The 25,703-nt window shown below is 41.0% G+C and carries 25 protein-coding genes; 13 read left to right on the top strand and 12 right to left on the bottom strand.

Going from position 1 to position 25,703, the window contains the following annotated elements; genetic code table 11:
* Nucleotides 1-37: 37 nt before the first annotated feature.
* The gene (locus V7S75_RS03125) at nt 38-1,402 is read left to right on the top strand and encodes an alginate export family protein (RefSeq protein WP_459511275.1); all 1,365 of its coding nucleotides are present in this window, start codon (nt 38-40) and stop codon (nt 1,400-1,402) included.
* Here the strand turns inward: V7S75_RS03125 and V7S75_RS03120 are convergent.
* On the bottom strand, nt 1,392-2,834 hold the full coding sequence (locus tag V7S75_RS03120) for a sodium:solute symporter (protein ID WP_459511273.1): 1,443 nt from the start codon (nt 2,832-2,834) through the stop codon (nt 1,392-1,394). The two genes, V7S75_RS03125 and V7S75_RS03120, sit on opposite strands and share 11 nt — an antisense overlap.
* 57 nt (nt 2,835-2,891) lie before the next feature.
* Here V7S75_RS03120 and V7S75_RS03115 point away from each other — a divergent pair, with 57 nt between their 5' ends.
* From V7S75_RS03115 to V7S75_RS03095, 5 genes are read left to right on the top strand one after another with little or no spacing between them, the layout of a single operon-like run.
* Nucleotides 2,892-3,227, top strand: a complete 336-nt coding sequence (locus V7S75_RS03115; protein WP_459511271.1) for an ATP-dependent Clp protease adaptor ClpS — start codon at nt 2,892-2,894, stop codon at nt 3,225-3,227.
* Between the two features lie 3 nt (nt 3,228-3,230).
* Complete coding sequence (gene recR / locus V7S75_RS03110) at nt 3,231-3,839, top strand: recombination mediator RecR (protein WP_315576482.1); 609 nt, start codon at nt 3,231-3,233, stop codon at nt 3,837-3,839.
* A gap of 14 nt (nt 3,840-3,853) precedes the next feature.
* A complete protein-coding gene (locus tag V7S75_RS03105; RefSeq protein ID WP_459511269.1) occupies nt 3,854-4,525 on the top strand; it encodes a superoxide dismutase in 672 nt (223 codons plus the stop codon).
* Between the two features lie 14 nt (nt 4,526-4,539).
* Entirely contained in the window at nt 4,540-5,508 is a 969-nt protein-coding gene (locus V7S75_RS03100; RefSeq protein WP_459511268.1) for an isopenicillin N synthase family dioxygenase, read from the top strand.
* Between the two features lies 1 nt (nt 5,509).
* The gene (locus tag V7S75_RS03095) at nt 5,510-6,679 is read left to right on the top strand and encodes a chromate transporter (protein WP_459511267.1); all 1,170 of its coding nucleotides are present in this window, start codon (nt 5,510-5,512) and stop codon (nt 6,677-6,679) included.
* Here V7S75_RS03095 and rfbA read toward each other — a convergent pair.
* From rfbA to galE, 3 genes are read right to left on the bottom strand one after another with little or no spacing between them, the layout of a single operon-like run.
* Nucleotides 6,671-7,531 carry a glucose-1-phosphate thymidylyltransferase RfbA gene (gene rfbA, locus V7S75_RS03090; RefSeq protein WP_459511265.1) on the bottom strand — a complete coding sequence of 287 codons (861 nt, stop codon included), beginning with the start codon at nt 7,529-7,531 and terminating at the stop codon, nt 6,671-6,673. The two genes, V7S75_RS03095 and rfbA, sit on opposite strands and share 9 nt — an antisense overlap.
* A 1-nt stretch (nt 7,532) precedes the next feature.
* Entirely contained in the window at nt 7,533-8,588 is a 1,056-nt protein-coding gene (gene rfbB, locus V7S75_RS03085) for a dTDP-glucose 4,6-dehydratase (protein ID WP_459511263.1), read from the bottom strand.
* 4 nt (nt 8,589-8,592) lie between these two features.
* Nucleotides 8,593-9,603 (bottom strand): UDP-glucose 4-epimerase GalE, encoded by a 1,011-nt coding sequence (gene galE / locus V7S75_RS03080; protein WP_459511261.1) that lies wholly within the window; start codon nt 9,601-9,603, stop codon nt 8,593-8,595.
* A 135-nt stretch (nt 9,604-9,738) separates the two neighbouring features.
* On the opposite strand from galE, the gene V7S75_RS03075 reads away from it, so the two are divergent.
* Nucleotides 9,739-10,572: a transglutaminase-like domain-containing protein gene (locus tag V7S75_RS03075; protein ID WP_459511259.1), complete on the top strand. Its 834-nt coding sequence runs from the start codon at nt 9,739-9,741 to the stop codon at nt 10,570-10,572.
* Here the strand turns inward: V7S75_RS03075 and V7S75_RS03070 are convergent.
* Nucleotides 10,569-11,183: a 4'-phosphopantetheinyl transferase family protein gene (locus tag V7S75_RS03070; protein WP_459511257.1), complete on the bottom strand. Its 615-nt coding sequence runs from the start codon at nt 11,181-11,183 to the stop codon at nt 10,569-10,571. The genes V7S75_RS03075 and V7S75_RS03070 overlap by 4 nt on opposite strands.
* 46 nt (nt 11,184-11,229) lie before the next feature.
* On the opposite strand from V7S75_RS03070, the gene V7S75_RS03065 reads away from it, so the two are divergent.
* From V7S75_RS03065 to V7S75_RS03050, 4 genes are read left to right on the top strand one after another with little or no spacing between them, the layout of a single operon-like run.
* On the top strand, nt 11,230-12,123 hold the full coding sequence (locus tag V7S75_RS03065; protein ID WP_459511255.1) for a WD40 repeat domain-containing protein: 894 nt from the start codon (nt 11,230-11,232) through the stop codon (nt 12,121-12,123).
* Between the two features lie 36 nt (nt 12,124-12,159).
* The gene (locus tag V7S75_RS03060; RefSeq protein WP_459511253.1) at nt 12,160-12,900 is read left to right on the top strand and encodes a DivIVA domain-containing protein; all 741 of its coding nucleotides are present in this window, start codon (nt 12,160-12,162) and stop codon (nt 12,898-12,900) included.
* Nucleotides 12,901-12,903: 3 nt separating this feature from the next.
* The gene (gene folB / locus V7S75_RS03055) at nt 12,904-13,269 is read left to right on the top strand and encodes a dihydroneopterin aldolase (protein WP_459511249.1); all 366 of its coding nucleotides are present in this window, start codon (nt 12,904-12,906) and stop codon (nt 13,267-13,269) included.
* A gap of 42 nt (nt 13,270-13,311) precedes the next feature.
* Nucleotides 13,312-14,334, top strand: a complete 1,023-nt coding sequence (locus V7S75_RS03050; protein WP_459511247.1) for a LacI family DNA-binding transcriptional regulator — start codon at nt 13,312-13,314, stop codon at nt 14,332-14,334.
* Here V7S75_RS03050 and V7S75_RS03045 read toward each other — a convergent pair.
* Entirely contained in the window at nt 14,327-16,087 is a 1,761-nt protein-coding gene (locus V7S75_RS03045; RefSeq protein WP_459511246.1) for a metallophosphoesterase, read from the bottom strand. The two genes, V7S75_RS03050 and V7S75_RS03045, sit on opposite strands and share 8 nt — an antisense overlap.
* Before the next feature lie 194 nt (nt 16,088-16,281).
* Between V7S75_RS03045 and gyrA the strand changes: the two genes are divergently transcribed.
* Nucleotides 16,282-18,864, top strand: a complete 2,583-nt coding sequence (gene gyrA / locus V7S75_RS03040) for a DNA gyrase subunit A (RefSeq protein WP_459511244.1) — start codon at nt 16,282-16,284, stop codon at nt 18,862-18,864.
* A gap of 51 nt (nt 18,865-18,915) precedes the next feature.
* Nucleotides 18,916-20,349, top strand: coding sequence for a hypothetical protein (locus V7S75_RS03035; protein ID WP_459511242.1), 1,434 nt, complete (start codon nt 18,916-18,918; stop codon nt 20,347-20,349).
* Between the two features lie 288 nt (nt 20,350-20,637).
* On the opposite strand, the gene V7S75_RS03030 is transcribed toward V7S75_RS03035, so the two are convergent.
* The 6 genes from V7S75_RS03030 to V7S75_RS03005 form a co-directional block, all read right to left on the bottom strand.
* Nucleotides 20,638-22,008: a HAMP domain-containing sensor histidine kinase gene (locus tag V7S75_RS03030; protein ID WP_459511240.1), complete on the bottom strand. Its 1,371-nt coding sequence runs from the start codon at nt 22,006-22,008 to the stop codon at nt 20,638-20,640.
* Between the two features lies 1 nt (nt 22,009).
* A complete protein-coding gene (locus V7S75_RS03025) occupies nt 22,010-22,687 on the bottom strand; it encodes a response regulator transcription factor (protein ID WP_459511728.1) in 678 nt (225 codons plus the stop codon).
* A gap of 3 nt (nt 22,688-22,690) precedes the next feature.
* Nucleotides 22,691-23,158, bottom strand: coding sequence for a pyrophosphohydrolase domain-containing protein (locus tag V7S75_RS03020; protein ID WP_377977096.1), 468 nt, complete (start codon nt 23,156-23,158; stop codon nt 22,691-22,693).
* A gap of 227 nt (nt 23,159-23,385) precedes the next feature.
* Nucleotides 23,386-23,871, bottom strand: a complete 486-nt coding sequence (locus V7S75_RS03015; protein ID WP_459511238.1) for a helix-turn-helix transcriptional regulator — start codon at nt 23,869-23,871, stop codon at nt 23,386-23,388.
* Between the two features lie 83 nt (nt 23,872-23,954).
* Entirely contained in the window at nt 23,955-24,794 is an 840-nt protein-coding gene (locus tag V7S75_RS03010; RefSeq protein WP_459511236.1) for a CvfB family protein, read from the bottom strand.
* A 51-nt stretch (nt 24,795-24,845) separates the two neighbouring features.
* Nucleotides 24,846-25,664 carry a 2,3,4,5-tetrahydropyridine-2,6-dicarboxylate N-succinyltransferase gene (locus tag V7S75_RS03005; RefSeq protein WP_377977093.1) on the bottom strand — a complete coding sequence of 273 codons (819 nt, stop codon included), beginning with the start codon at nt 25,662-25,664 and terminating at the stop codon, nt 24,846-24,848.
* Between the last annotated feature and the right edge of the window lie 39 nt (nt 25,665-25,703).

Genomic DNA, 25,703 nt, shown 5'->3' with positions numbered 1-25,703 from the left:
TGTCGGTACCTTTAATTTCTCATTCAAATTTTGAGTTTTGTTCAAACGGATTCTTGTCGCAAGTATTTTTATTTTAAGCGTTTTGGGTGTTCATGCCCAGCACATCGCACGTTTGCGCTTTGAAGATGACTTCTCCTATTTAAAAACAGATAGCTCCGCCAAGTCTTGGGACGAACGATTGAAGTTAATACCCATGACAAAAGACCTAAATCTCAGCGTAGGCGGCGAATGGCGAGAGCAATATCAGAATTATACGAATGCCAATTTTGGGCAATTTCCTACATCCTTTACAGAGCCTAGTCCGCATCAATGGATGCACCGCATGATGTTGCATGGCGATTTTCATTATCGAAATGCCTTGCGTCTGTTTGTCCAATTAAACAACACAACCCGATCGCTGAATCCCAATCCGATTACCTCGCAATTGGACGAAAACCAATTGGCCGTACATCAATGGTTTTTGGAGGCAAATGTAAATAAGCATTGGTTGTTGCGGGCGGGCCGACAAGAAATGCAGTTCGGTCAAGAGCGCTTTGTGGCGACGAAGGAAGGGCCTAATACCCGTCAAAGTTTTTTAGGTGTAACGGCGGAAGGGAAATATCCCGGTTATCGATTAAATGCTTTTTATGTAAAACCGGTCAAAATGAACCCTGGTGTATTTGACGATGGGCTCATGTCTGAAGATTTTGGCGGGATATATGCGGTAAAAACGGATAAAAAGCGGAAATTAAATATGGAAGCCTATTATTTCTTTTTGGAAAGTACCCAACGAGAATATGTATTCAAAAAGGGATTAGAGCAGCGTCATACGGCCGGAATTCGGTTTTATTCCCCACTTCGTTCGTTGAACTATGACGTGGAAATTGCTCACCAATGGGGGCAGTTTAATGCACTCGAAATTTCCGCATGGATGTTTGTATGGGATTTTAATGTAGAAGCCTTGAAACACAGCTTCATTGGTTTTAGCGGTAATTATGTTCCCGGAGATGAGTCGGCGACGGACGGGCAGTTAAATACATTTAATACCTTATTCGCCCGACCACCCTTTGGTCAAACGGTTGCTTTGAATATCACGAATACCTTGAACTTAAGCCCTTATCTTCGCTACCAAGCGGGCACAAAATGGTTGGCCACCGCAAGGGCATCTTTAGTATCACGTGCGAGTACAGCAGATGGAATTTTCACACCGAATATGTCGCCTTTGCGACCATTAGAAACTCAAGGAGTTTCTTCTAAATTAGGTATTTGCGACATCTATGCGCTGGAAGTTAATTATGTTCCTACGAAACATTATTTCTTTCAAGCAGAATTGGGATTTTGCCAGGCCGGAACCTATCTGAAAGACTCAGGCCCCGGCAAGGATGTCGTTTATTTCGCGATACGAAATGCGATTAAATTTTAGCCTTCTCGCGAATACTCCACAATAAAAGATAGCAAATTGCTCCATTGAGTATCAGTTTGGCAAAGCCAAATCCACCAAATAACGCCTGCGATTGTGTTTCCAGTACAAATGTGATGATGGGGGATGCGACACAGACAATAGGTACATAGCGATCTTTAATGGTTGTTTTGGTGAATAATCCAAAGGCAAAGAGGCCCAACAAAGGTCCATAGGTATAGCCCGCCAGATTGAATACTGCCCCAATCAATTCCTGATTATTAAATACATGGAATAGCCCAATCACGATGAAAAATAAGACCGAAAATCCAATATGAACGCGGTGTTTAATTTTCTCTCGTTTGGCCTCTTGAAATTTTTCAATCCGCAAGAAATCGATGCAGAATGACGTTGTCAGTGCCGTTAACGCTGAATCCGAACTCGCATAGGATGCCGCAATGATGCCCAATAAAAAGGTCACGGCCGCTAAGGTTCCAAAGTTGCCTCCTAAGGCCAACAAAGGATATAATTCATCTGTTTTGGCCGGAATTGCAATCTGATTTGCTTGTGCATAGATGTATAATAAAGCACCTAAAGCCAAGAATAGGAGATTGATAAACAAGAGCACCCAGTAGAACCAGAACATGTTTTTCTGCGCCTCACCGATCGATTTACAGGTTAAATTCTTCTGCATCAAATCCTGGTCCAAGCCTGTCATTACTATGGCAATAAACACTCCAGCTAAGAAGTCTTTCCCAAAGAAATGCGGGTTCTTCCAATCCCATTCAAACATGTGCGAATACGGGCTTTTTTGGATGGTTTGAATCATCTCCCCGATACCCATGTGCATTTGTTGGCCTACCAACACAATCGTAATGAATAGTGCCACCAACAAAAACAAGGTCTGCAAGGTGTCCGTCCAAATAATCGTTTTTACGCCTCCTCGATGTGTATATAACCAAATAAGTGCAATGGATATAAAAACAGTTAAGACAAATGGAACGCCAATCGGCTCGAAAATGGCGATTTGAAGTACATTAACGGCTAAATATAAACGTGCTGCTGAGCCAATCGTACGCGATAATAGGAAAAAAGCTGAGCCGGTTTTATAGGCCCAAAATCCAAAGCGTTTCTCCAAATAGCCATATATCGAAATAAGGTTGAGTCGGTAATATAGCGGCATCAACACCAATGCGATAGTTAAATAGCCCAAGGAATGGCCTAATATGACCTGGTAATAGGTGAAATAGGTTTTTCCCACCGCGCCAGGCACCGAAATGAAGGTTAATCCTGAAATAGAGGTCCCAATCATCCCGAAGGCGACGAGCCACCAAGGGGATTGTCGATTTGCCGTAAAAAAGTCGTTGGTATCCGCTCCACGCGACGTGATGTATGAGATGACGAGTAGAAGTCCAAAATAGATGGCTAGAATTCCACCGGCTAATTGTACAGACATAGAGGTTTAACGGATTTTTAGTAGATTTGTATGAGGTGAATTAATTCTTTCAAAAATATGGATTTCTCACAAGATATTGATTTGACGGACGCTTTTTCTTTTGCTGAACAAGCACAAGAACAAACGGATGTTGAGGTTTTATTGGAAGAGGCCACCTCATTCGGTCATCAATTGGTAGTCTACAATGATGATGTTAATTCCTTTGAATATGTGATTATTACCTTGATTGAGGTGTGTGAACATACCGCTGAACAAGCTGAGCAATGTACCTTAATGATCCATTTTCGAGGTAAATGTGGCGTGAAATCGGGACTTTATGAGGATTTGCTAAGCATGCGTAATGAAATTTGCCGAAGAGGTATTTCGGCAGAAATTGAATCTGTTGATATTTAACCTATGATGCATACGTACCCTTCTCGGATTATAGAACAGGCGGTGGAAGAAATTTCCAAATTGCCGGGTATCGGGAAGAAATCTGCCTTGCGTTTAGCCTTACATTTATTAAAACGCCCAGAAACGCAATCCTTGCAATTAGCACATGCCTTGGTTCAATTGCGGACAGAAACGAAGTTTTGTCCCAAATGTCATATGATTTCGGATGGGGATTTGTGTGGAATTTGTGCCAGTACAAAGCGTGATGAGAAGATTTTATGCGTAGTGGAGGATTTACGTGATGTGATGGCCATTGAAAATACGGGACAATATACAGGCTTATACCATGTGCTTGGGGGCATTATTTCGCCTTTGGCAGGTGTTTCGCCGAGTGACCTACACATTGATTCCTTGATCCAACGGATTGCCTCGGGCGAATTTGATGAGGTGATTTTAGGTTTGAGTCCTACGATGGAAGGGGATACGACGGCTTTTTATTTAACCAAGAAATTGGCGGAATATTCGATTAAAATATCCACCATTGCACGCGGTATCCCAATTGGCGGGGATTTAGAGTATACAGATGAGATTACTTTAGGTAGGAGTATCGTAGGTCGGGTGATTTACGAATAACCAATATATTCAATATGAAACGCAATACATTTTTACAATTGATGGGAGCCGGAGCGCTTTTCTCAAGTTTTCGTTCTCGTCAAGTGATGGAAAGTGCTCCATTTACTTTGCCAGCATTGCCTTATGCTTTTGATGCCTTAGAGCCACATATTGATAAGTTGACCATGGAAATTCACCATGATCGCCACCATAAAGCTTATGTAGATAATTTAAACAAAGCTGTGGGTGCTTCCACGAAATCATTGGAAGAACTTTTAGCTACCGTTTCTACACAGCCCGTAGCCGTTCGCAACAATGGGGGTGGACATTGGAATCATAGCTTTTTCTGGCAATTATTAGCTCCAGCCACGGGTAAACAACCCAGTGCAGATTTATTGGCTCAAATTCAAAAGGACTTTGGTTCATTAGAAAATTTAAAGGTTGAATTTGGCAAGGCGGCAACGTCGCGTTTTGGTTCGGGTTGGGCTTGGTTACTCGTGAAAGATGATAAATTGGTTATTTCTTCTACTCCCAACCAAGATAATCCGTTAATGGATGTTGCTGAGGTGAAAGGAAAGCCTATTTTGGCGTTGGATGTTTGGGAACATGCCTATTATTTAAAATATCAAAACAAACGTGCTGACTACATCAACGCGTTCTGGAATGTCGTAAACTGGGATTTTGTGTCCCAACAATTTAATAAATAACAACATCAACAATTATGTTACTAGATGAAATTCCTTCATTGGATTTAGCCGAATTTCAATCGGGAGACCCAGTTCGCAAGCAAAAATTTGTTCAAGATTTAGGTGCAGCTTTCAATACGATTGGTTTTGTGGCGATTAAAGGTCACGGTTTATCCGATGAATTTACCAAAGCTTTATACCAAGGAGTTGAAACCTTTTTTCAGTCGCCAGACGCTTTAAAACAAGCCTATGAGATTCCAGGAATTGCAGGCCAAAGAGGTTATGTAGGTAAGGGAAAAGAGACTGCCAAAGGCTTCAAAGTACCAGATTTGAAGGAGTTTTACCATGTTGGTCAGCCACATAAAGCGGATGGAGATTCGGTATGGGATGAATATCCTTCGAATGTATTTCCTGCAGAATATCCCGAATTTGGAATGAATGCTGTCAAAGCATTTCAAACTTTAGAAGCAGCAGGGAAGGCCTTATTAGCCGCAATTGCTCTTTATTTAGAATTACCTGAGGATTATTTTGAGTCCCGCGTGAAAAATGGAAACTCAATCTTACGTGCCATTCATTATTTCCCAATTGCGGATCCAGATAGTTTACCGGAAGGTGCTGTGCGTGCGGCTGCGCATGGAGACATCAACTTGATTACGTTGTTGATGGGTGCCTCAGCAGAAGGTTTAGAAGTTTTACGTATGGACGGGAAATGGATCCCGATTACCGCTTTGCCGGATCAAGTTGTGGTGAATGTGGGCGATATGTTGGATCGTTTGACCAACCACAAACTTAAATCAACAATTCACCGCGTGGTCAATCCACCTCGTGAAAAAATGGGAACTTCGCGGTATTCCATTCCCTTTTTCATGCATCCACGCTCTGAAATGGATTTGAGTTGTTTACCTTCCTGTGTTTCGACGGAATATCCGAAATTATACACGGATATGACGGCAGGCGAGTTTTTGAATGAGCGATTAATCGAATTAGGATTAAAGAAAAAATAAATTGAAACAGCCAAAGCATCTGAATTTCTTATGGGATGTATTGATCTTGGCTGCAACATCATTTGGAGGGCCACAGGTACACTGGGCCCTTTTTTTGAAACGTTTGGTTCACCAAAAGGCCTATTTGTCAGAGGAAGAGTTGTTTGAAATTCAGGCACTCTGTTCCGTGTTACCCGGGCCCACATCCACGCAAATGATTACGGCGATTGGTTTAAAGCGGGGAGGGGCTAGTTTAGCTTATTTAACTCTCATCGTGTGGATTACGCCTGCCGTTTTCATTATGACAGCTGCGGCCTATGGGATGACTTATTTGACAAATCGGGCCGTGCTCCAATTTGTTTTGCCTGTTGGAATTGGTTTGATCTTGCAAGCGGGCTGGATGATGGCCCAGAAGGTTATTCGAAGCCCGATGTACGTATTTATATTCTTGTTAACGTTGGCGCTTGGGATTGCATTTCCCATTCCTTATATTTTTCCGCTTGTTTTAGTCTTGGGTGGAGGAATCTCTTCTCTGAATTTCAAGGAATTTCCCCGACAGAATAAACATAAAATGATTATTCCTTGGGCTAATTTTAATTTGTATTGGGGATTCTTATTGGGCCTAGCCATTTTGGGGCATGTAACGGATTATTACCCGATTCGCATGTTCGAAAATTTCTACCGAAATGGGAGTATCGTTTTTGGAGGTGGCCAGGTTTTGGCTCCGGTGCTATATACCGAGTTTGTTGAATTTAAAGGCTTGATTCGCTCGGATGATTTTTTAACTGGAATGGCACTTTCTCAATCTCTCCCCGGACCGGTATTTGCTTTGACTTCTTATTTAGGCGTATTGTTGATGCGTGATTATGGATTTTTAGGTGAGTTGACGGGTAGTGCGATTGGTGCACTGGGTGTGTTTTTACCCGGAACGTTCTTGATCTTTTTTGTGTATCGGATTTGGGGCCAACTGAAACAGTATCGCTTTATCCGGGCTTCTTTGGCAGGGATTCAGGCCTCATCCGTTGGTCTGACGATTGTGGCTGTTTATACCTTTATGTCGCCTTTAATCGTCAACGGCGATGGGGTTGCCATCGCCGTTGTATTGGGCTCTTTTCTATTGGCGCAGTCGGGGAAATTCCCAGCCATTGCCTTGTTTTCAGTAGCCTTATTAGCTGGCTACCTTTTAGCGTAAAAGATTCAATAGATATTGTCCGTATCCGCTTTTAACCAAAGGCTTCGCGATAGTTTCTAATTGTTCAGCATTGATGTAGCCCATGCGAAACGCAACTTCCTCAATACAGCCAATTTTCATGCCTTGACGCTCTTCGATTACCTGAACGAATTGGCCCGCTTGCATCAAAGAGGCAAATGTACCCGTATCTAACCAAGCTGTTCCACGGTTAAGGATACCTACCGATAATTTACCGCGTTTCAAATATTCTTTATTGACATCGGTGATTTCGTATTCACCACGAGGAGATGGTGCGATGTTTTTGGCAATTTCAACTACATCATTGTCGTAGAAATAAAGCCCTGGAACCGCATAATTCGATTTCGGATTCGTCGGTTTTTCTTCGATTGAAATCACTTTATTGTTGTCATCAAATTCCACAACACCATAGCGTTCAGGGTCATTAACTGAATAGGCGTAAACCACCCCACCATCCGGATCATTGTTGGCCTGCAACAATTTGCTCAGCCCAGAACCATAAAAGATATTATCTCCTAAGACCAAAGCCACCTTTTCTTTTCCGATGAACTTTTCACCAATGACAAATGCTTGTGCCAAACCATTTGGTTCCGGTTGAACGGCATATTCGAATTTGCATCCAATGCTGGAGCCATCGCCTAACAATTTCTCGAAATGGGGTAGGTCATGTGGGGTTGAGATGATTAAGATCTCACGTATCCCAGAAAGCATCAAGATGGATAGGGGATAATAGATCATCGGTTTGTCATAAACAGGCATTAATTGCTTGCTTACAGCGAGTGTCAATGGGTGCAAACGGGTGCCAGATCCTCCGGCTAATATGATTCCTTTCATCTTATCTTCCTTGATACATGTTCGTATAATATTTCTGATAATCACCTGATGTGACATCATTGAGCCAGTTTTCATTCGATAAATACCAGTCGACAGTCTTCTCTAGCCCCTCAGCAAATTGAAGGCTAGGTTTCCAGCCTAATTCTTTCATGATTTTATTGGCATCAATTGCATAACGCAAATCGTGACCTGCACGATCCGTTACATAAGTAATTAATTGTACCGATGTTCCTGCAGCTCTTCCTAATTTTTCATCCATAATCTTGCACAATAAGTGTACCAGGTCGATGTTTTTCCATTCGTTGAAACCACCAATGTTATACGTCTCGCCGATTTTCCCATCGTGGAAAACGGTATCAATCGCACGTGCATGGTCGATGACGTATAACCAATCCCGCACATTTTCGCCTTTTCCATAAACAGGAAGTGGTTTATTGTTGATGATGTTGTGAATCATCAAAGGGATTAATTTTTCAGGAAAGTGATTAGGCCCATAATTGTTTGAGCAATTTGTGATCACCGTAGGCAAGCCATAGGTTTCATGAAAAGCACGAACAAAATGGTCGGATGAAGCTTTGGATGCTGAATAGGGCGATCTTGGGTCATAAGGCGTCGTTTCTAAGAAGAACTCTTCCGGATTGTGCAATTCTCCATAGACCTCATCAGTAGAAATGTGGTAGAATTTTTTCCCTTCAAAATTTCCAGCCCAATGCTTTTTGGCTGCTTGTAATAAGTTGACTGTTCCGATAACATTCGTTTTAACAAATGCCAAAGGATCTGAAATAGAGCGATCTACGTGTGATTCGGCAGCTAAATGCAAAACTCCATCAAACTGATGTTCTGCAAATAAAGCATCAATATGTTCCGCATCGGTGATGTCAGCTTTGATGAAATGATAATTGGGCTTATCTGCAACATCTTCATTGTTGGCCAAATTACCCGCATAGGTCAATGCATCTAAGTTGTAAATTTGGTATTCAGGGTATTTGTTAACGAACAAACGAACAACATGTGAACCAATAAATCCAGCACCGCCGGTGATAACGAGTTTTTTCATATACTTATAAAATTGCTTCTTGCCATGCCCAAGCGTCTTTTAATGACTCTTCTAGGCTTCTTTTGGCTTTCCAATCCAATATTTTATTTGATTTATCCGTGGAAGCATAAACGGACGTTATGTCGCCAGCACGTCTTTCGCGGATTTCGTAATTGACTTTTTTACCTGTGGCCTTTTCAAAGGCTTGAATGACTTGTAAAACAGAACAGCCTTCTCCTGAACCGATGTTGAAGAAGTCGTAGAATGGTGTTTGATTTTGCTTGATTAAGTAGGCTAATGCTTTCACATGCGCCTCAGCCAAATCGCAAACATGTATATAGTCGCGAATGGCAGTTCCATCGGGTGTAGGATAATCTGTCCCCCAAATTTGTAAGGGCCCACGTAATCCTGCAACCGATTGGGTTAAATATGGGATTAAATTTGCGGGTGGTCCTAACGGTAATTCTCCAATTTTCGCGCTTTTATGCGCCCCAATGGGGTTGAAATAGCGTAAAGAGATTGATTTTAATCGTTGGCTTGCTCGCGTACTTTCTTCAATGATTTCCTCGCAAATTTGTTTGGTATTTCCATAGGGCGATAATGCCTTCATGACCGGCGAGTTTTCCGTTACCGGTAGCGTTTCTGGTTGGCCATAAACCGTACAAGAAGAAGAGAATACTAAGTTTTTGACACCATATTCTTGCATCTTTTCTAGTAATAAGATGGTAGTCCCAACATTATTTCGGTAGTATTTCAAGGGATTTTCAACCGATTCGCCTACTGCTTTAGCGGCAGCGAAATGAATGACACCCTCAATGTTATAATGGCTAAAAACCGTGTCTAAGGTCTCTGGAAGGTTGATGTCCCCCTGTACAAATTCTACCGGTTCTTGGCATATTTCGGCCAGTTGGCGAATGACCGAATCAGATGAATTCGAAAAATTATCGACAATAATCGGAGTAAAGCCATGTTCTTTTAGGGCAACATAGGTATGTGACCCAATAAAACCTGCTCCTCCCGTGATTAAAATATTCATGATAAGCCTTTTCGCATTGATGCAACCACAAATTTAGCCCCATTTTTCAGCTTAAAAAAGGGAATAGTGGGAATAATGTTTAGGGCATTTGACACACGCTATAAATTAGCTATTTTTGTGCATCAAAATGCATCCATGGAAGAACCCGCAATCAAAGCTATGATTCAATTACTAGACGATTCCGATCAGGAGGTCGTTGAAATGGTTGAAGCCAAAATGCGGTCTTTGGGCCCTCAAATTATACCGATTTTAGAAAACGAATGGGAGAATTTGAGTCTTAATCCTTTGGTTCAGAGTAAGTTGGAGAATATGATTCATGATTTCCAACTCGATTCCACGAAGCAGCGATTGTTGCAGTGGAAGGAGAGTGGTGGTATGGATTTATTGGAAGGCATGTGGATTGTCGCTACCTACCGTTTTCCGGAATATTCGTTTGCGCAATTAAAAGCGGATATGGATCAATTGTATTTCGAGGTTTGGCCACAAATTCGTGAGAATTTGCATCCGATGGATCAATTAAAGATCATCAATGGCGTTTTGTTCGATCAGTTAAAATTTGGAGCCAATACGAAGAATTTTCACGCAGCAAATAATTCATTTCTGAATGTTGTTTTGGAAACGAAAAAGGGGAATCCGATCAGTCTTTGTGTTATCTATATGTGGATTGCGCAGAAATTAGGACTCCCAGTATATGGTGTTAATTTGCCTAATTTGTTCGTTTTGACCTATAAGAAGGATGAAGTGCAATGCTATATCAATGTCTTCAACAAGGGTTTAATCTTTAATAAGGTCGATATTGATAATTATTTGGCTCAATTAAATTTAACGCCAAACGATGTGTACTATCAGCCTTGTACCAATCTGGAAATTATTCGTCGGGTCCTACGAAATCTCATCATGGCTTATGAAAAAGCAGGTGATGATTCGCATAAAGATGAGCTGACGGATATGATTGATTCCTTGGATTAGTGATTGACCAAGGTGATGACGAAATCTTCAAAGAGTTCATATTCAACGTTAAACGAATCTCCTTGGTTAACCTGAGCGTTTAGTTGATCGCTGTTAAATTGCAATTCGATGGCTTTTTGGAAGGATAAGCCCGGTTGCTTAAAGGCTTTGTAGATGGATTCTTTTGCCGACCATGCCAAGGTTAATTTCAAAGAATCTTCTTTCCAATTGCTTAATTCTGAGGGATTTAGGAACCGGGGAGCTATTTTTTGTACATTCCTATCTTTTTTTTCTAGATCAATGCCTGTGAATGGCTTTTTGCTGATGCAAGCTGCAGCGAAAGGGTAGGAGTGACTGATCGAAATATACCAATCGGGATGATTTATATAGGGGCGATTTCTCTCATCTTGTAAAAAATCTAATGATGATAGTTCCAAGGATTTCATTAATTCCCATAGACAATATCGCGCAGCGAGAGATTCAAGACATTTATTTACTTGAGCGGGTTTAATTGGGGGCATTGCCCAAGAATCAGGAAAATTTTGAAAGAAATCGGCAGCTTCTTCAATTTTCCAAAGTTTGACATAGGTGTCAAGGCTGGGATTCGAAAGCTGTGATGAAATTTCGGGCATAAGGGTTGAATTGCTGGTAAAATTACCATTTTTGTAATTATAATTAATGTCGATTGTGAAAATAGACCGGATAGATACATTTGCTGGGCATCGAGGTGCCGTTTATGCGCTCTCAAAAGGCCCAGAATCGCATTTGTTTTTCTCGGCAGGTTCAGATGGCTGGGTGGTTCAATGGAACCTGCTGAAGCCGGATTTTGGAAAAGTTGTCGCGCAAATTAGTGGCTCTATCTATGCGATGGCTTATGATGATTCATCCGGAATCTTGTGGGTCGGCCAAAATTTTGAAGGAGTCCATGGAATCTTAGTTTCCGACCAAACCCGTGTATTTTCGATTCAATTGCCTCAATTAGCGATTTATTCGATTGAAATAATGGATGGTCAGGTTTGGGTGGGACATCAAGATGGTCTCATTACGGTAATCGATCAAGCAGCACAAGCCATCAAAAAGCGGATTAAATCAGGTGAGACGAATGTGCGTTGTTTTTGCAAAATCCCAGGAGGGAATATGGCAGTCGGGTCGAGTGATGGATACATTCGTGTTTTTAAGGCTGATTTTTCCCTCGAAAATGCCTGGCTGGCACATACAAATAGTGTGTTTTCCATTTTGTTTCATGTAGATTGTTTAATCAGTGTGGGGCGAGATGCGCACATAAGAAAATGGAATTTGAAAGGGGAGGCCATTGGTGAAGGAGTTCCTGCACACATTTATTCCATCAATTCCATAGTCATAAGTCCTTGTGGTCAATATTTGGCGACAGGAAGTATGGATAAGACCATAAAAATTTGGGAGCGATCTAGTCTCAACTTATTGAAGGTATTGGATTATGCTCGTTATGGTGGACATAAAAATTCGATTAATCGATTGATTTGGACGTCATTTCAGGACCTATTGGTTTCGGGTTCGGACGATAAAAATATTTCGGTTTGGAAAATCGATTGACAATTTTTTATAATTTTAGCCTAAATGCTTTTTTCTATGCAAATTCCAGAGGTATCCTTTTCGAAAAGTTTTAGAGGTTTTGATGTTCAAGAAGTGAGTGATTATGTTCAATCAGTCGCGCTTTTTGAAGAGGAGATGAATCGTCAGCAAGCGGTTCTCGTTGAAAAGGTGCAAGCATTGGAGCAAGAGGTGAATCGCTTGCGCGAAGTAGAAACGTCCCTGTTTCGTGCGATGAAATTGGCCGAAGAGGCGCAAAAAAGTTGGCAAGAAAAAGTCGAGAAAGAAGCCTCGAAGGTTTTGGATGGAGCTAAGAAACAGGCTGAAACATTATTAGCAACGGCTGAAAAAGATGCGCAAAAAGCGAAATTAGTCATCGAAAATGAACGCAAGCAGTTAATCGGTCAAGTAGAACAAGAGGTAAAAGAGCAAACACGTGAGTTGAAGCGTTTGGAGAGAATCCAGGCTGAAATCGCGGGCCAATTGGCCAATTTTGCCCGACAAACCTTATCAAGCGTTGAGGCATGGTCGAAGCCTGAAGAGGTGAAGCCAGAACCTAGTAAGCCCACCGTTAAAAAAGTTGCCCCAGTGAAAAAAAGCGTAGCGAAGGCAAAGTCTTCTGCTAAACCTGCTAAGTCTGTGAAGAAACCGGCGGTAAAGAAAGGGAAGCATCTAGATGCGTCGACGATTGAGGATGATGGTTTGCCAACTTTGAATAAGGTATTGGAAGCCTATGCGAAGACAACAGGTCCACGTGGAAAAGTAGGCGAAATCAATTAGATTATGCAAGAATATAGGGTAGGATTGGAGGATGTGCGTTTTTTTGCATACCATGGCTTGTTTTCGGAGGAGCGAATCCTCGGGAATTGGTTTGTTCTATCAGTTAGTGTTTCTAAGGAATCGAGTGTAATGTCATTTGATAAGATTGAACAAACCTTTGATTATGGTCAGATATATACGATTTGCCAAGAAGTGATGGCTGAACCGGTAGATTTGTTGGAAACAGTTGCACAGCGCATTGCAGTTCGGTTAAAATTGACATTCAAGGACATGTCACGCTATGAGATTCAAATTTGGAAGGAGCAGCCGCCATTAGGGATGTTAGGAGGGAAGTCAAGTGTTTCGTTAATAGAATCTATGAGAAATTAGAATTTCAAAAAAAGCGTGTAAATTCGGAGTAAAATATAAACTATGCGTCACCAAGTTACAATCAAAGACATTGCCAAGCAGTTGAATGTGTCGGTAGCAACCGTTTCGCGTGCTTTGCGTGATTTACCGGATATTCATCCCGATACGAAAAAAGCTGTCTTGGATTTGGCAGCAGAATTGGATTATCAGCCCAATGTTCTAGCGGCCAGTTTGGTAAAAAGTAAGACAAAAACGATTGGATTGATTGTGCCAGATTTGGGTTATTACTTTTTTTCTACGGTTGTTAAATCGATTGAATTAGAGGCGATTAAAGCAGGTTACAGTATTTTGATTACCCAAACGCAAGAATCATTCGAGCGTGAGTTAATTAATATTCAGAATTTATCTCGAAGTCAAGTGGAGGGAATTATCATTTCCTTGTCACGTGAAACGGTTAATTTAGATCATATTACGCGCTTGCAACGCCGTGGTATTCCATTGGTATTCTTTGATCGGGATAGTGATGAAATCCATGCGTCTAAGGTGATGGTCGACAATGAGCAATCAGCCTATGAGGCAGTTAAACACCTCTTGGAAAATGGATGCAAGCGTATTGCATTTTTGGCAGGACCGAAAAACGTCTCGGTGAGTAATCAGCGTAGATTAGGTTATTTGCGTGCTTTGGCGGAAGCAGGTATTCAAGAAGATGATTCTTTAATCATTCACTCTGATTATTTTCAAGATACGGCTACTTCTCAAACGCATCAATTGATGAAAAGTACAAATCCGCCTGATGGGATTCTTGTTGTTTCTGATCGTTTGGCTTTGGGGGCATTGGTTGCTTTGCGTGAATTGAAAATCTCAGTTCCGGAACAGGTTAAAATCGTGAGTTTCAATAATGAACCTATTTGTTCGATTGTTTCGCCTACGATTTCTTCTGTCGCGCAACCCTTGGAGGAAATTGGCAAGTTAGCCATGAAGTTGATTCTGGATCAAATAGAGGGTCGCGCAGCTGCGTCAGAACCTGTTATTGAGGTCTTGAAAACCCAACTCGTTGTCCGGGAGTCATCTGTTAATCCTAATTAATTATCTTCAATACCCTTTCTTGTTGTTGGTAGATTACGCGGAAGATGTAAGCACCTTGCGGTAAAATGCTCATCAATTCAGCATTGACCTTTCCTGATTGATTAATTTCCTTGATTAATTGGCCTTGTACATTGTAGATGCTTAATTGATCAAATAAAATTTCACGGGATTCTTGAGTTCCCAAAGGCGCAGTTACCGTAACATTGAATTTTTCGGTGAAGCATTTCTGTGGATCACTCACTTGGAAAGTGCTTGAATTCGTTGGATTAACAGTAATGCTGTTGCTTGTTTGATTCGTAGACCAGGTATATTGACCTATCCATGAGGCAGCTAGGTCAATTGTTTTACCATAATCTAGGGTCAAATTCGTATTAGGTTTTAGATTTAGATTTTTGAAAATGGTGAATTTGTCCAAAACCTCTCCATTCGTATCCAAGAATTTTGCATCGAAACGATTGTTTTCGATTTCAACGTAGAATGAACCATTAACACTTGCATTTGAATAGTACATAGCCTTGTGTGGGAAATCACTCAAGGGGCTTTTGGTTCCCCCACCTACACCATTTACGACGTAAACGGTGCCATTTTGACTGTTTGCGTCAAAAAGGTATGGGCATGAATTCTCGTCTCCGTTGTATTTTCCCGATGAAGAGAATGGATTATGTATTTTAGGGTCAAACGTGTCAGAAGTTCCCGTATGACCTAATAATGGCTTGCTTCGTTCATAAACGTGACTGTGACCTGTGAGCACTAAATCAACCTTGTATTTATCGAAGATGGGAACTAATAGGTTTCGTAGGTTCAATAGGGGGGTATTGTATCGGTTGTTGTAGGTGGCATCTGGGTTTTTGGCATCAGAATCGTATGATCCCTTTGTGTAGGGTGGGTAGTGGAAAAATACGACGGTCCAATCTTGTTTATTGGCTTCTAAATCCTTTTTAAGCCAGGTTAATTGCTCAGAAGGACCATCGAATAGTCTTTGGTTGTCTTTTCCGTAGGCATAGGAATCGAGGCAAATAAAGTGCACGTTTCCATAATCAAAGGAATAATAAGCCTCTGAGTTCGATGGAACCCCATTCATTTCACCTTTCGATGGTAACGTGAAGTTTTGAAAATAGGGGATACTTGGGTCGTCCTGTTTTTGCGAGGTGTAATCATAATCATGATTACCTACAGAGGGAAACATGCCGCTTTGTTTTAAGATGGGACCATTTTGATAAACTTGGAAAAAGTTTGTTTGAAAATCGTTGTCTGAGGCACCCATATATACGTTATCGCCAACGGTAATGTAGAGGTTGGTGTATTTGTTGCCAATAAACTTTTTGAAGCCTTCGTAGGTATCAATTTGTTGTTGGCCTGGAAACATGTCGCCTGTGCTCCAAAAGCTGATTTTCGATTTGGAACCTTTGGTAGGTGCGGTTTGGAAGTAGTAGGTAGAATCGCCAAGAGATTGTGTGGCGGTTACGAGCTTATAATAATAACGTGTATTACTTGTTAAAGAGTCAATGCTGATTTCGTGTTCTTTAGTTGAAATCGTTTGTTTGATTGTGCGATTAAGTGCACTCGGCGATTTACCAAGCATAATACTTGGTTTGCTGTCAACATCGGTTCTGAAACGGATTCGCGCAGCGTTCGTGGAATTCATTTGGATATAGGGACCACGCGTGATGGTTTGAGCTACTGTATAGTTCGACAGGGCGCTTAAAAAGGTGATCAAAATGCCAAGCGTAAGCTTGTAAAAAGTATTTTTCAAAGTCTCTTAATTTATACGATTTTCAAAGGTAATTATAGCTTGCGAAAATTGATTTATTTTCTCCTGATTTACTGAATTTTTTCTTGGAAAAATAGGGAGAATTAATGATATTTGTAACTATTGAAAAACCGCTTTGTTTTTTCGAAAAGAGAAATTTTAGCGGGCGGTTTGTTCAACGAATCAAATCATTATTTATGTCATTACACACGAATATTATCCCAATCAACATCGAAGATGAAATGAGAGGGGCGTACATTGATTATTCAATGTCGGTCATTGTATCTCGTGCCTTGCCAGATGTGCGTGACGGTCTAAAGCCGGTGCATCGTAGGGTACTTTACGGGATGGAGGAGTTAGGAGTTAGTTACAACAAATCGTACAAAAAATCGGCACGTATTGTCGGGGAGGTACTTGGTAAGTATCACCCACATGGTGACTCATCTGTATATGATACGATGGTGCGTATGGCCCAAGATTGGTCATTGCGCTATCCATTGGTTGATGGGCAGGGTAACTTTGGTTCGGTCGATGGAGATTCGCCGGCAGCCATGCGTTATACGGAGGCACGTTTGAAGCGTATTGCGGATGAAATGCTTTCGGATTTGAACAAGGAGACGGTTGATTTTCAGCCTAACTTTGATGATTCCTTGGATGAGCCGACGGTATTACCTGCGAAGATTCCCAATCTATTATTGAATGGTACTTCGGGTATTGCGGTAGGTATGGCGACGAATATGGCGCCACACAATTTGACAGAGGTTGTTGATGGAATTACGGCTTACATTGATAACCGAGACATTACGATTCCTGAATTGATGCAATACATCAAAGCTCCGGATTTCCCTACAGGAGGAACTATTTATGGAGTTCAGGGTATTAAGAATGCATTTGAGACAGGTAGGGGACGTATTGTGGTGCGTGGAAATGCGACATTTGATACGACCAAAACGGGAAAAGAGCAAATCATTGTATCGGAGATTCCGTACATGGTAAATAAAGCATCATTGATTAAGCAATGTGCTGACTTGGTGAACGATAAGCGTATCGAAGGAATTTCGGAGATTCGTGATGAGTCGGATCGTCAAGGAATGCGTATTGTGTTTGATTTGAAGCGTGATGCGGTTGCGAATGTAGTCTTGAATAACTTGTACAAGCATTCGGCATTACAATCTTCGTTTAGTGTGAACAATGTGGCTTTGGTAAAAGGCCGTCCGATGATGTTGAATCTAAAAGATTTGATTCATCACTTTGTTGAGCACCGTAATGAGGTAATTGTTCGTCGGACGAAATATGATTTACGTGAAGCGCGTAAGCGTGCGCACATTTTGGAAGGCTTTATTATTGCATTGGATAATTTAGATGCGGTAATTAAGTTGATTCGTGAATCGAAAGACCCGAATGCGGCGCAGGAGGGATTGATGAGCAAGTTTAATTTATCTGAGATTCAGGCGAAGGCTATTTTGGAGATGCGTTTACAGCGTCTTACGGGCATGGAGCGTGAGAAAATCATGAATGAATTTGCTGAAATCATGAAATTGATTGATGATTTAGAAGATATTTTGGCAAAACCAGAACGTCAATTACAGATTATCAAGGATGAATTAGCAGAAATGAAACAACGTTATGGAGATGAGCGTCGTACGCAAATCAACATGACAGACGAAGAATTCTCGGTTGAGGACATGATCGCGGATGATGAGATGTTGATCACGGTTTCTGCACAAGGATATATCAAGCGTACGCCGATTACGGAATATCGTGCGCAGAGTAGAGGAGGAGTAGGTTCACGTGCGGTGGCTACGAAAGATGATGATTATACCGAGCATTTGTTCTCAGCAACGATGCACAACTGGTTGTTGTTCTTTACGGAGCGCGGTAAGTGTTTCTGGTTACGTGTTTATGCGGTGCCTGAGGGGTCGAAAAACTCGAAAGGCCGACCAATTCAAAACATGATGAACATTGAAAACGGTGACACGATTCGCGCCGTGATTAATGTGAAGTCGATTACAGATCCAGATTACATTGATAATAACTTCATTGTGATGTGTACAGAAGACGGTACGATTAAGAAAACATCGTTAGAGGCCTATTCTCGTCCACGTCAAAACGGTATCAATGCGATTACGATTCGCGAAGGAGACCGTTTATTGGATGTCGCGTTAACAAATGGAAATAATCAGATCGTTATTGCGACAAATACCGGTCGTTCGGTACGTTTTGAAGAGACACGTGTTCGTCCAATGGGCCGTACCGCTGCGGGGGTAAAAGGTATTTGGATTGACGAAAGTGTAGCGGATGAGCGTGTGATTGGTATGGTTTGTGTGTCGGATCCTGAAGTTCAACAATTATTGGTTGTTTCGGAGAAAGGCTTTGGTAAGCGTTCTGAGGTAGAAGATTACCGTTTGACAAACCGGGGAGGAAAAGGAGTTAAAGCCTTGAATATCACGGAGAAGACGGGTAATTTGGTTGCGATTAAGGAGGTAAATGACAACAATGACTTGATGATCATCACGAAGGCGGGTATTTTGATCCGTACGAGTGTGGCAGAGTTACGTGTCATGGGTCGTAATACGCAAGGGGTGAAATTGATTCGTTTGAAAAATGAGTCGGATGAAATTTCATCAGTAACTAAAATTGAGAAAGAACCTGAGCCGGAAGAAGTTGAATTAGCGGAAGAAGTAGAAATCGTTGAAGGGGCTGTTCAAGATACAGCAGCGCCAGAAACAGGGGAGGAGAGTTCAGCAGAAGCAGGAACGGAGGAAGTCATTGAAGAATAATTTTACAGGCCCGTATGCGAGTACGGGCTTTTTTTTAATTTAACTAAACTTATGAAAAAAGTAGTTTTAACCCTGATTACTGTGGCGATGGCTGCAGGCTCAACGTTCGCGCAGGCGGATAAGGCTTTGGTCGAAGCACAAAAGAAGAGTATTGTCGAAGCTGTTAAAAAGACAGATGAAGCCGTTAAGAAAGCGCCCACGAAGCCACGTTTATGGTTAGAGCGTGCGGTAGCTTATTTTGATTTGGCATCATTTCCAGATTCGACATTAGCGAATACGGATTTGGATGCATCGTTTAAGGCATTGGATTACATTGCTGAGGCGGTAAAATTGGATACCAAAGAAGGCAAAAAAGGTTCTGTAGCGAAAGATGCGGAGAAATTATTGGAAGGTCGTGAGAAGGCTTATGGTGCTTTGATGAACATGGGGGTTATTAAATACCAAGGAAAAGATTATACATCTTCATTCCGTTACATGTCGAAAGCTTCAGAATTAGCTGCAAAAGATACAATCTCTGCGATGTATACAGGTGTTGTGGCTCAATTATGCCAAAAAGATGCTGAAGCACGTTCTGCGTATGAGAAATACATGAACATTGGAGGTAAAGATGTGGCTATCATTTATGGTTTGGCACAAATTTACAAAGGAGCGAAGGAAGAGGAAAAGGCATTAGCTTTGATCGATAAAGGAATTGAAATTTATCCTTCAAGCAAAGATTTGAAGAATGAGAAATTCAATATGTTGATCGCTTTCAATCGTATCGATCAGGCGATTGGCCAATTAAAAGAAACGATTGCCAAAGACCCGAAAGATGTAATGAACTTGTTCAATTTGGGTTTATTGTATGAAAATAAGACTAATACCTTGAAAGAAGAGGTTAATAAGATTGCAGATGCTTCGAATAAAGTGGCTGATGCACGTCGTAAAATTGCTTCGCACAAGGATAAGGCTGAGGTATATATCGATGAGTTGAAGCGTACAAAAGCTAAATTAAAAACGGTTAAACCAAACCAAAAGCCGGTTATTCAATCGCAAATCAACAAATTAGAAGCTTCGATTGCGAAAGATAATGAAGAATTAAAGGCATTAGAAGGGGAGAAGGCAGAAGCAGAGAAGGCAGTAGGGGATGAAGCAGCCAATAAAGCTAAAATTGCTGAATTGACAGGTAAAATTGATGCGTTGAAGCAAGAAACGCCAACTTTCTATGAGCGTGCTTTAGCAATTGATCCAGCTTATTATGATGCATTGTATCAAATGGGTGCATTTTATTTCAATGAAGGTGCTGAGATCAAGCGTGTTGTAAACGCGATGGATATGGATACCTATAAGAAAGAAGGAAAAGCTGTTGAGGAGAAATTAGCAGCGAAGTACCAACAAGCGATTCCATACTTTGAGCGTGCGTTGAAAGTGAAGAAAGATGAAGATTTGAAGGAGATTTTGAAGCAAGTTTATCGTGAGTTGAAGATCGATAAGCAAGTGGATTAATAGTCGTTAGACTTTGGACGATAGACTTTAGTCGTTTGTTAAAGAGCCTCAGGAATTTCCTGGGGCTTTTTTTATTTGGACGTTAGACGTTGGTCGTTAGACGTTTGTATGTAGAGACGCGATACTTCGCGTCTTAAGAACTAATAAGATGTTAATTTCCTCTTGCAAAGGTTTATTTTACCTTCTATTTAACATAATATAAATTATACAACAAATGTAAAAATTAGTAAGACGCGAGGTATCGCGTCTCTACAATATTGATTCTAACGTCCAACGACCAACGTCCAATTATTTATTGATTGGTAAATTCACCTTGAACGTTGTCCAGTCATTTATGGCTGAGCTCACAGAAATTTGTCCGTTGTGTAAATGAATAATTCGTTCGACTAATGACAAGCCGATGCCATAGCCCTTGGAATTTGCAGTATTTTCTCCACGGAAAAATGGTTGGAATATAAAGGGTAAATCCGCCTCAGGGATTCCTTTTCCTTCGTTTTTTACCTCAATTTCAATTTGATTCGCCCGGATGGCCAAGCTAACTTGTGCCTGATTATTTGGGCTGAATTTGCAGGCATTTTCGATTAAGTTTTTGATGGCTGTCAACATCAATTTCTCGTCGCCCTTCAACATCAATAGCTCCTCATCATCCGGCATGAATTTCGTATCAAAAAGCACTTTATATGTAGAATTTAGCTTTTGTGCCAAGCTTCGAGCCTCCCAAATTACCTCATCGATTCGGATGATTTGGAAGCCTGCTTGGTAATCGGTGACGCTGATTTTATTGAGTTCCAACAACGATTCCGTAATGGCGGCTAAATCCTGCGTATCTTCTAATACAGATGCAATGGTATGTTTATAATCCGCCGTATTTCGTTCATTTAATAAACTTACTTCCAATTGCGAGGAAATCTTCGTCAATGGATTCTTCAATTCATGCGAAACATTGGCAATAAAGGTCTTTTGAAAGCGAAAAGCACTCTCGATACGCTCCAATAATCGGTTGATCGTCGCCACCATCTTCCCTATCTCATCTTCTGAATCCGCAGATTCTAGGCGTTGTTCCAGCCGTTTGGGAGAAAGTAAATCCACTTGTTTAATGACCTCAGAAATGGGATTTACGGCCCTACCCGCGAAAAACCAGCCCGATATCACTACGATGAACACAAATAAGAGAAATAAGGCAATAAGGATGTTTTTCAAGTCTTTGGCATTCTCTGCAGAATATTGATCCACAGCACCTGCAAAAACGACGATTCGGCCTTCTGGAGTGACAAATACTGTCCCTAAAACCTCAAGATCTTCCACGCCAAAACGTACTTCCTTGCGTTTTAAGACTTCTTTCACGCGATTTACATCCACATGGAAGTTGATACTGTCATTCGAGCGGTAAATACGCTCATAACAGGTGTCATAAGCCATGATATTCTCCCGGTATAGAATGTCACGGTTAGCCCGGTCAATGATGCGTAATAATTTGGAATCTACTTGCTTGACGTTCACCAGCAATTCCGCTGCGGTATTGGCTTTTTGGCGCAGCCGACTATAAAATTTGTCCTTGTAGTTCTCTTGGGTAAACAAATAGATAATCAAATACGAAACGAATAGAATCGCAGAAACCAGGTAGGTAAATTGATATGTCAAGCGAGAACGGATCTGCATCTTACTCTTGTCTTAATATATAACCCATCCCAAATTGCGTGTGGATTAGCTTGCTTGGAAAGCCTTTATCGACCTTTTTACGCAAGTAATTCACATATACTTCGATCAAATTCGAACTTCCCTCGTCTTCTACTTCCCAGATATTTTCAGCTATTTCAGCTTTCGAAATGACCTTTTCTTGGTTGCGGAGAAAGTATTCCATTAATTGGAATTCTTTGGCAGTCAAATTGATTTTTTGACCTGAGCGGGTGACAATTTTACTGGTCAGATCCAACTCTAAATCGGCGAATTTCAGCACCTGGGCCTCAATTAACGTTTGATTTGAGCGCTTGATTAGCGCTTTAACACGCGCCAAAAATTCCTTAAAATCAAAAGGTTTAGCCAAATAATCATCGGCTCCTGCCTCAAATCCCACTAATTTATCGTCGGTGGTACTCAATGCTGTCAGCATCAATATGGGCGTCTGTATCCCTTCGGCACGCAATAATTTACACAATTCAAGGCCATTCATTCCAGGAATAATGATGTCCGAAATAATCAATTGATAGGACGTTCGCGTCGCTAATTGTTTCCCCATTAAGCCATCATAGGCGACATCTACGGTATAATGATTCTCTTCCAAGCCTTGTTTTAAGGATTGGACCGTCTTGGGTTCATCTTCGATTAGCAGGATTTTGATCATTTATTTCAGGAGGCTAACTAGATCAGCAGGCGAGTAATTGATGGATTTAAGTACTTTATTGTCCGACTTGCGATACACCTTCCAAAGGCCATTTTCTTCTTTAATTTCAGCTTCAGTACCATCTTTATCTTGGTAGAATTTAACGGTATATTCGGCTTCTTCGAGGCTCTGACAAGCTTTGGACATGTTGGAGCGTTGTACCTCATTGAACAAATCGACAAAGCGTTCTCCCAAACCAAATTCCAACACGGCACCTGATAATACATATTGTAAATCGCACAAAGCATCCGCGATTTCTACTAAATCATTGGCTGCAATCGCTTCTTTCAATTCATCCAATTCTTCCTGTAATAAGCTCACACGCAATGCACAACGCTCTGCACTCGGGATAGTCGGATTAGCTAAAATGGGTGCTCCAAAGGTTGTATGGAACTCGGCAACTTGATTTAATGAGTCTAATTTTTGCATAAAAACGGGTATTATGTTTAAAATTAAGCATTTAATTAGGCATTTCTATTAGGCAAATGGCTTATTGATTGGAGAAAATTCATATCAATTTGTAAACAATTTTGCCATTTGTACACATTATCCACAGTTATCCACACAAAAATGTGGATAAGTATATTTCGATTGTAACAGAATGTTCACAACTGTGGATAAGTCGTGGAAAAGTGGATAAGTCGGGAAAAGGGTAATTACATCGGCCGACTCTCCGAAAAAGTACCGTCGGTATAAAAAATTAATACCCGCTCGATTGTTTTTTCTAAACGTGGTGGAACAACAGGTGCAGTCGGCACTTCTTGGGGTGTCGAAACGGCTGTTTCTTTAGAACGTCTGAGATTTGATTGTACGATCGTTTGTTCAGGAGAATTATTTTTGGGCGATTCTGAGGGCGTTGGTAAAACGGCATCAAAAAGAGAAGGAGATGCAACTGGGCTTGGCTCTTTCGCAACATTCGAAACAAGCGAGGCACCTAGGCTACGATCTTCAAATAATAAGTCTTCGGCACTAATCTCAGGAAATACACGAAGAATCTTTTGAACAACGTCTAAGCTTGGTTTATTACGCCCAGAAAGAATGTGAGAAATGCTACTACGGGGAATACCTAATTTATCAGCAAATTGTGAAGCGCTTAATTGCTTGCGCTTAATTAACAATTCTATCTTCTCACTTAAATTCATAATTGTATTTTGTAAACGAATGATATTACAAAAGTAAATCAAAAATTAACAAAAACAAATTCAAGCGAGAAGACAAATGTGATTTACAAAAGTGAAATACAATCGTTATGCAAGGCAATTAGTTTACTTTTGTATAAAGCGCCAACTCCCTTTTTGAAGTCCTTTTTAGACATTCCTAATGCTTGGTAGATCTCTTCTGCTGGGCTCTTGTCATGTAATTTTAATACACCATTGTTATCCTTAATCGCATTTAAAATACGCTCAGCCTGGCTATCGATACGTACCATACCTACAGGTTCAAGGCGTAGATCTAATTTACCATCTGGCCGGATGTTAGCAATGTAAACAGGAGTCGATTCGCCAAATGTTAGATTTGTAAACACTTGGTTTTTAAATAACATTCCTATTTTACAATTGTTTACTAAGCATTTAATTCCTAGATCTGTATTTTCAAATGGAATTGCGTCAACTTTGTCTCCAATTGTAAACTCGGAGCCATCCGTTAAGGGAAGAAATTTCTCCACTCGGGCAGATGCAACAATCCGATCGGTTTGGCCATCTAAATAAACATAGACTAAATAAGAGCGTCCCACCGACATCTTTTGGAACTGTTGGCTGAAAGGAACAAATAAATCCTTCGCTAATCCCCATTCCATAAATACACCCAAAGGTGTAACCGCTTTCACTTCTAAATAAGCAAACTGATTAATTGTTGCTTTGGGTTTGAGTGTAGTAGCGATAATGCGGTCTTCCGAATCCCGGTAAATGAAAACATCAATGAATTGATCGATTTCATAGGTTTCTGGGACATACTGTAGTGGAAGTAGGATTTCATCCTCATAACCATCCAAATATAATCCGAATGGTACTTCCTTGATAATGCGTAGGTGATTGTATTCACCAATTTTTAATTCATTTTCCATAAAAAAAACCCGGTTGTTTGAACCGGGTTATAAAGGTAAGGAGATTTTGGTTTAGACTACCACATTGTTTTCGCGCAAGGCTTGATTCAATGAGGTTTTCAAATCTGTACTCTCTTTGCGTTTTCCTATAATCAAGGCACAAGGAACACCGTAAGTACCTGCTGGGAAGTTCTTTTGAATCGAACCTGGAATAACAACCGAGTTTTCAGGAACATATCCAATGTACTCAACTGGCTCTGGACCTGAAACATCAATAATCTTAGATGAACCTGTAATCGTCACGCCAGCACCTAAAACGGCTTTTTTGCCAATGTGCGCACCTTCTACGACGATACAACGTGAACCAATAAAGGCACCGTCTTCAATAATCACTGGAGCTGCTTGAGGTGGTTCTAATACACCACCGATTCCCACGCCACCACTTAGGTGTACATGCTTCCCGATTTGCGCACAACTTCCTACCGTTGCCCAAGTATCTACCATAGTTCCTTCGTCAACATAAGCACCGATATTCACGTAAGATGGCATAAGGATCGTTCCCTTTGCCAAAAATGCACCATATCGTGCTACAGCTGGAGGTACAACACGTACGCCCAATTCCTTATAGTTAGTCTTTAAACGCATTTTATCGTGGTATTCGAAAATGCCAACTTCACTTACTTCCATTTGGCGAATCGGGAAATACATCACGATCGCTTTCTTTACCCACTCATTTACTTGCCAGCTTCCATCGGCTAATGGTTCTGCAGTTCTTAATTCTCCTGCATCCACTTTTGCTACAACTTCTTCAATCGCAGCAACGACTGCAGGCGTATTTCTTGTTTCCGGAGCGTCCCACGCCGATAAAATGATCTGTTCTACTGAATTCATATGTTAAGTATCCAAAATTTGAAGATGCAAATTACCAAT

This window comes from Aquirufa sp. TARAVU-A1A (assembly GCF_054558675.1).
Note: the sequence above shows the minus strand (reverse complement) of the source record. Positions and strands in the feature narration are given on the sequence as shown.

Coding starts and splice junctions, on each gene's coding strand:
- folB (WP_459511249.1), top strand. CDS start 12,904: ATGCAAGAATATAGGGTAGGATTGGAGGATGTGCGTTTTTTTGCATAC.
- V7S75_RS03075 (WP_459511259.1), top strand. CDS start 9,739: ATGGAAGAACCCGCAATCAAAGCTATGATTCAATTACTAGACGATTCC.
- V7S75_RS03070 (WP_459511257.1), bottom strand. CDS start 11,183: ATGCCCGAAATTTCATCACAGCTTTCGAATCCCAGCCTTGACACCTAT.
- V7S75_RS03050 (WP_459511247.1), top strand. CDS start 13,312: ATGCGTCACCAAGTTACAATCAAAGACATTGCCAAGCAGTTGAATGTG.
- V7S75_RS03010 (WP_459511236.1), bottom strand. CDS start 24,794: ATGGAAAATGAATTAAAAATTGGTGAATACAATCACCTACGCATTATC.
- V7S75_RS03030 (WP_459511240.1), bottom strand. CDS start 22,008: ATGCAGATCCGTTCTCGCTTGACATATCAATTTACCTACCTGGTTTCT.
- V7S75_RS03120 (WP_459511273.1), bottom strand. CDS start 2,834: ATGTCTGTACAATTAGCCGGTGGAATTCTAGCCATCTATTTTGGACTT.
- V7S75_RS03100 (WP_459511268.1), top strand. CDS start 4,540: ATGTTACTAGATGAAATTCCTTCATTGGATTTAGCCGAATTTCAATCG.
- V7S75_RS03105 (WP_459511269.1), top strand. CDS start 3,854: ATGAAACGCAATACATTTTTACAATTGATGGGAGCCGGAGCGCTTTTC.
- V7S75_RS03035 (WP_459511242.1), top strand. CDS start 18,916: ATGAAAAAAGTAGTTTTAACCCTGATTACTGTGGCGATGGCTGCAGGC.
- V7S75_RS03115 (WP_459511271.1), top strand. CDS start 2,892: ATGGATTTCTCACAAGATATTGATTTGACGGACGCTTTTTCTTTTGCT.
- V7S75_RS03060 (WP_459511253.1), top strand. CDS start 12,160: ATGCAAATTCCAGAGGTATCCTTTTCGAAAAGTTTTAGAGGTTTTGAT.
- galE (WP_459511261.1), bottom strand. CDS start 9,603: ATGAATATTTTAATCACGGGAGGAGCAGGTTTTATTGGGTCACATACC.
- recR (WP_315576482.1), top strand. CDS start 3,231: ATGATGCATACGTACCCTTCTCGGATTATAGAACAGGCGGTGGAAGAA.
- V7S75_RS03015 (WP_459511238.1), bottom strand. CDS start 23,871: ATGAATTTAAGTGAGAAGATAGAATTGTTAATTAAGCGCAAGCAATTA.
- V7S75_RS03065 (WP_459511255.1), top strand. CDS start 11,230: ATGTCGATTGTGAAAATAGACCGGATAGATACATTTGCTGGGCATCGA.
- V7S75_RS03020 (WP_377977096.1), bottom strand. CDS start 23,158: ATGCAAAAATTAGACTCATTAAATCAAGTTGCCGAGTTCCATACAACC.
- V7S75_RS03005 (WP_377977093.1), bottom strand. CDS start 25,664: ATGAATTCAGTAGAACAGATCATTTTATCGGCGTGGGACGCTCCGGAA.
- gyrA (WP_459511244.1), top strand. CDS start 16,282: ATGTCATTACACACGAATATTATCCCAATCAACATCGAAGATGAAATG.
- rfbA (WP_459511265.1), bottom strand. CDS start 7,531: ATGAAAGGAATCATATTAGCCGGAGGATCTGGCACCCGTTTGCACCCA.
- rfbB (WP_459511263.1), bottom strand. CDS start 8,588: ATGAAAAAACTCGTTATCACCGGCGGTGCTGGATTTATTGGTTCACAT.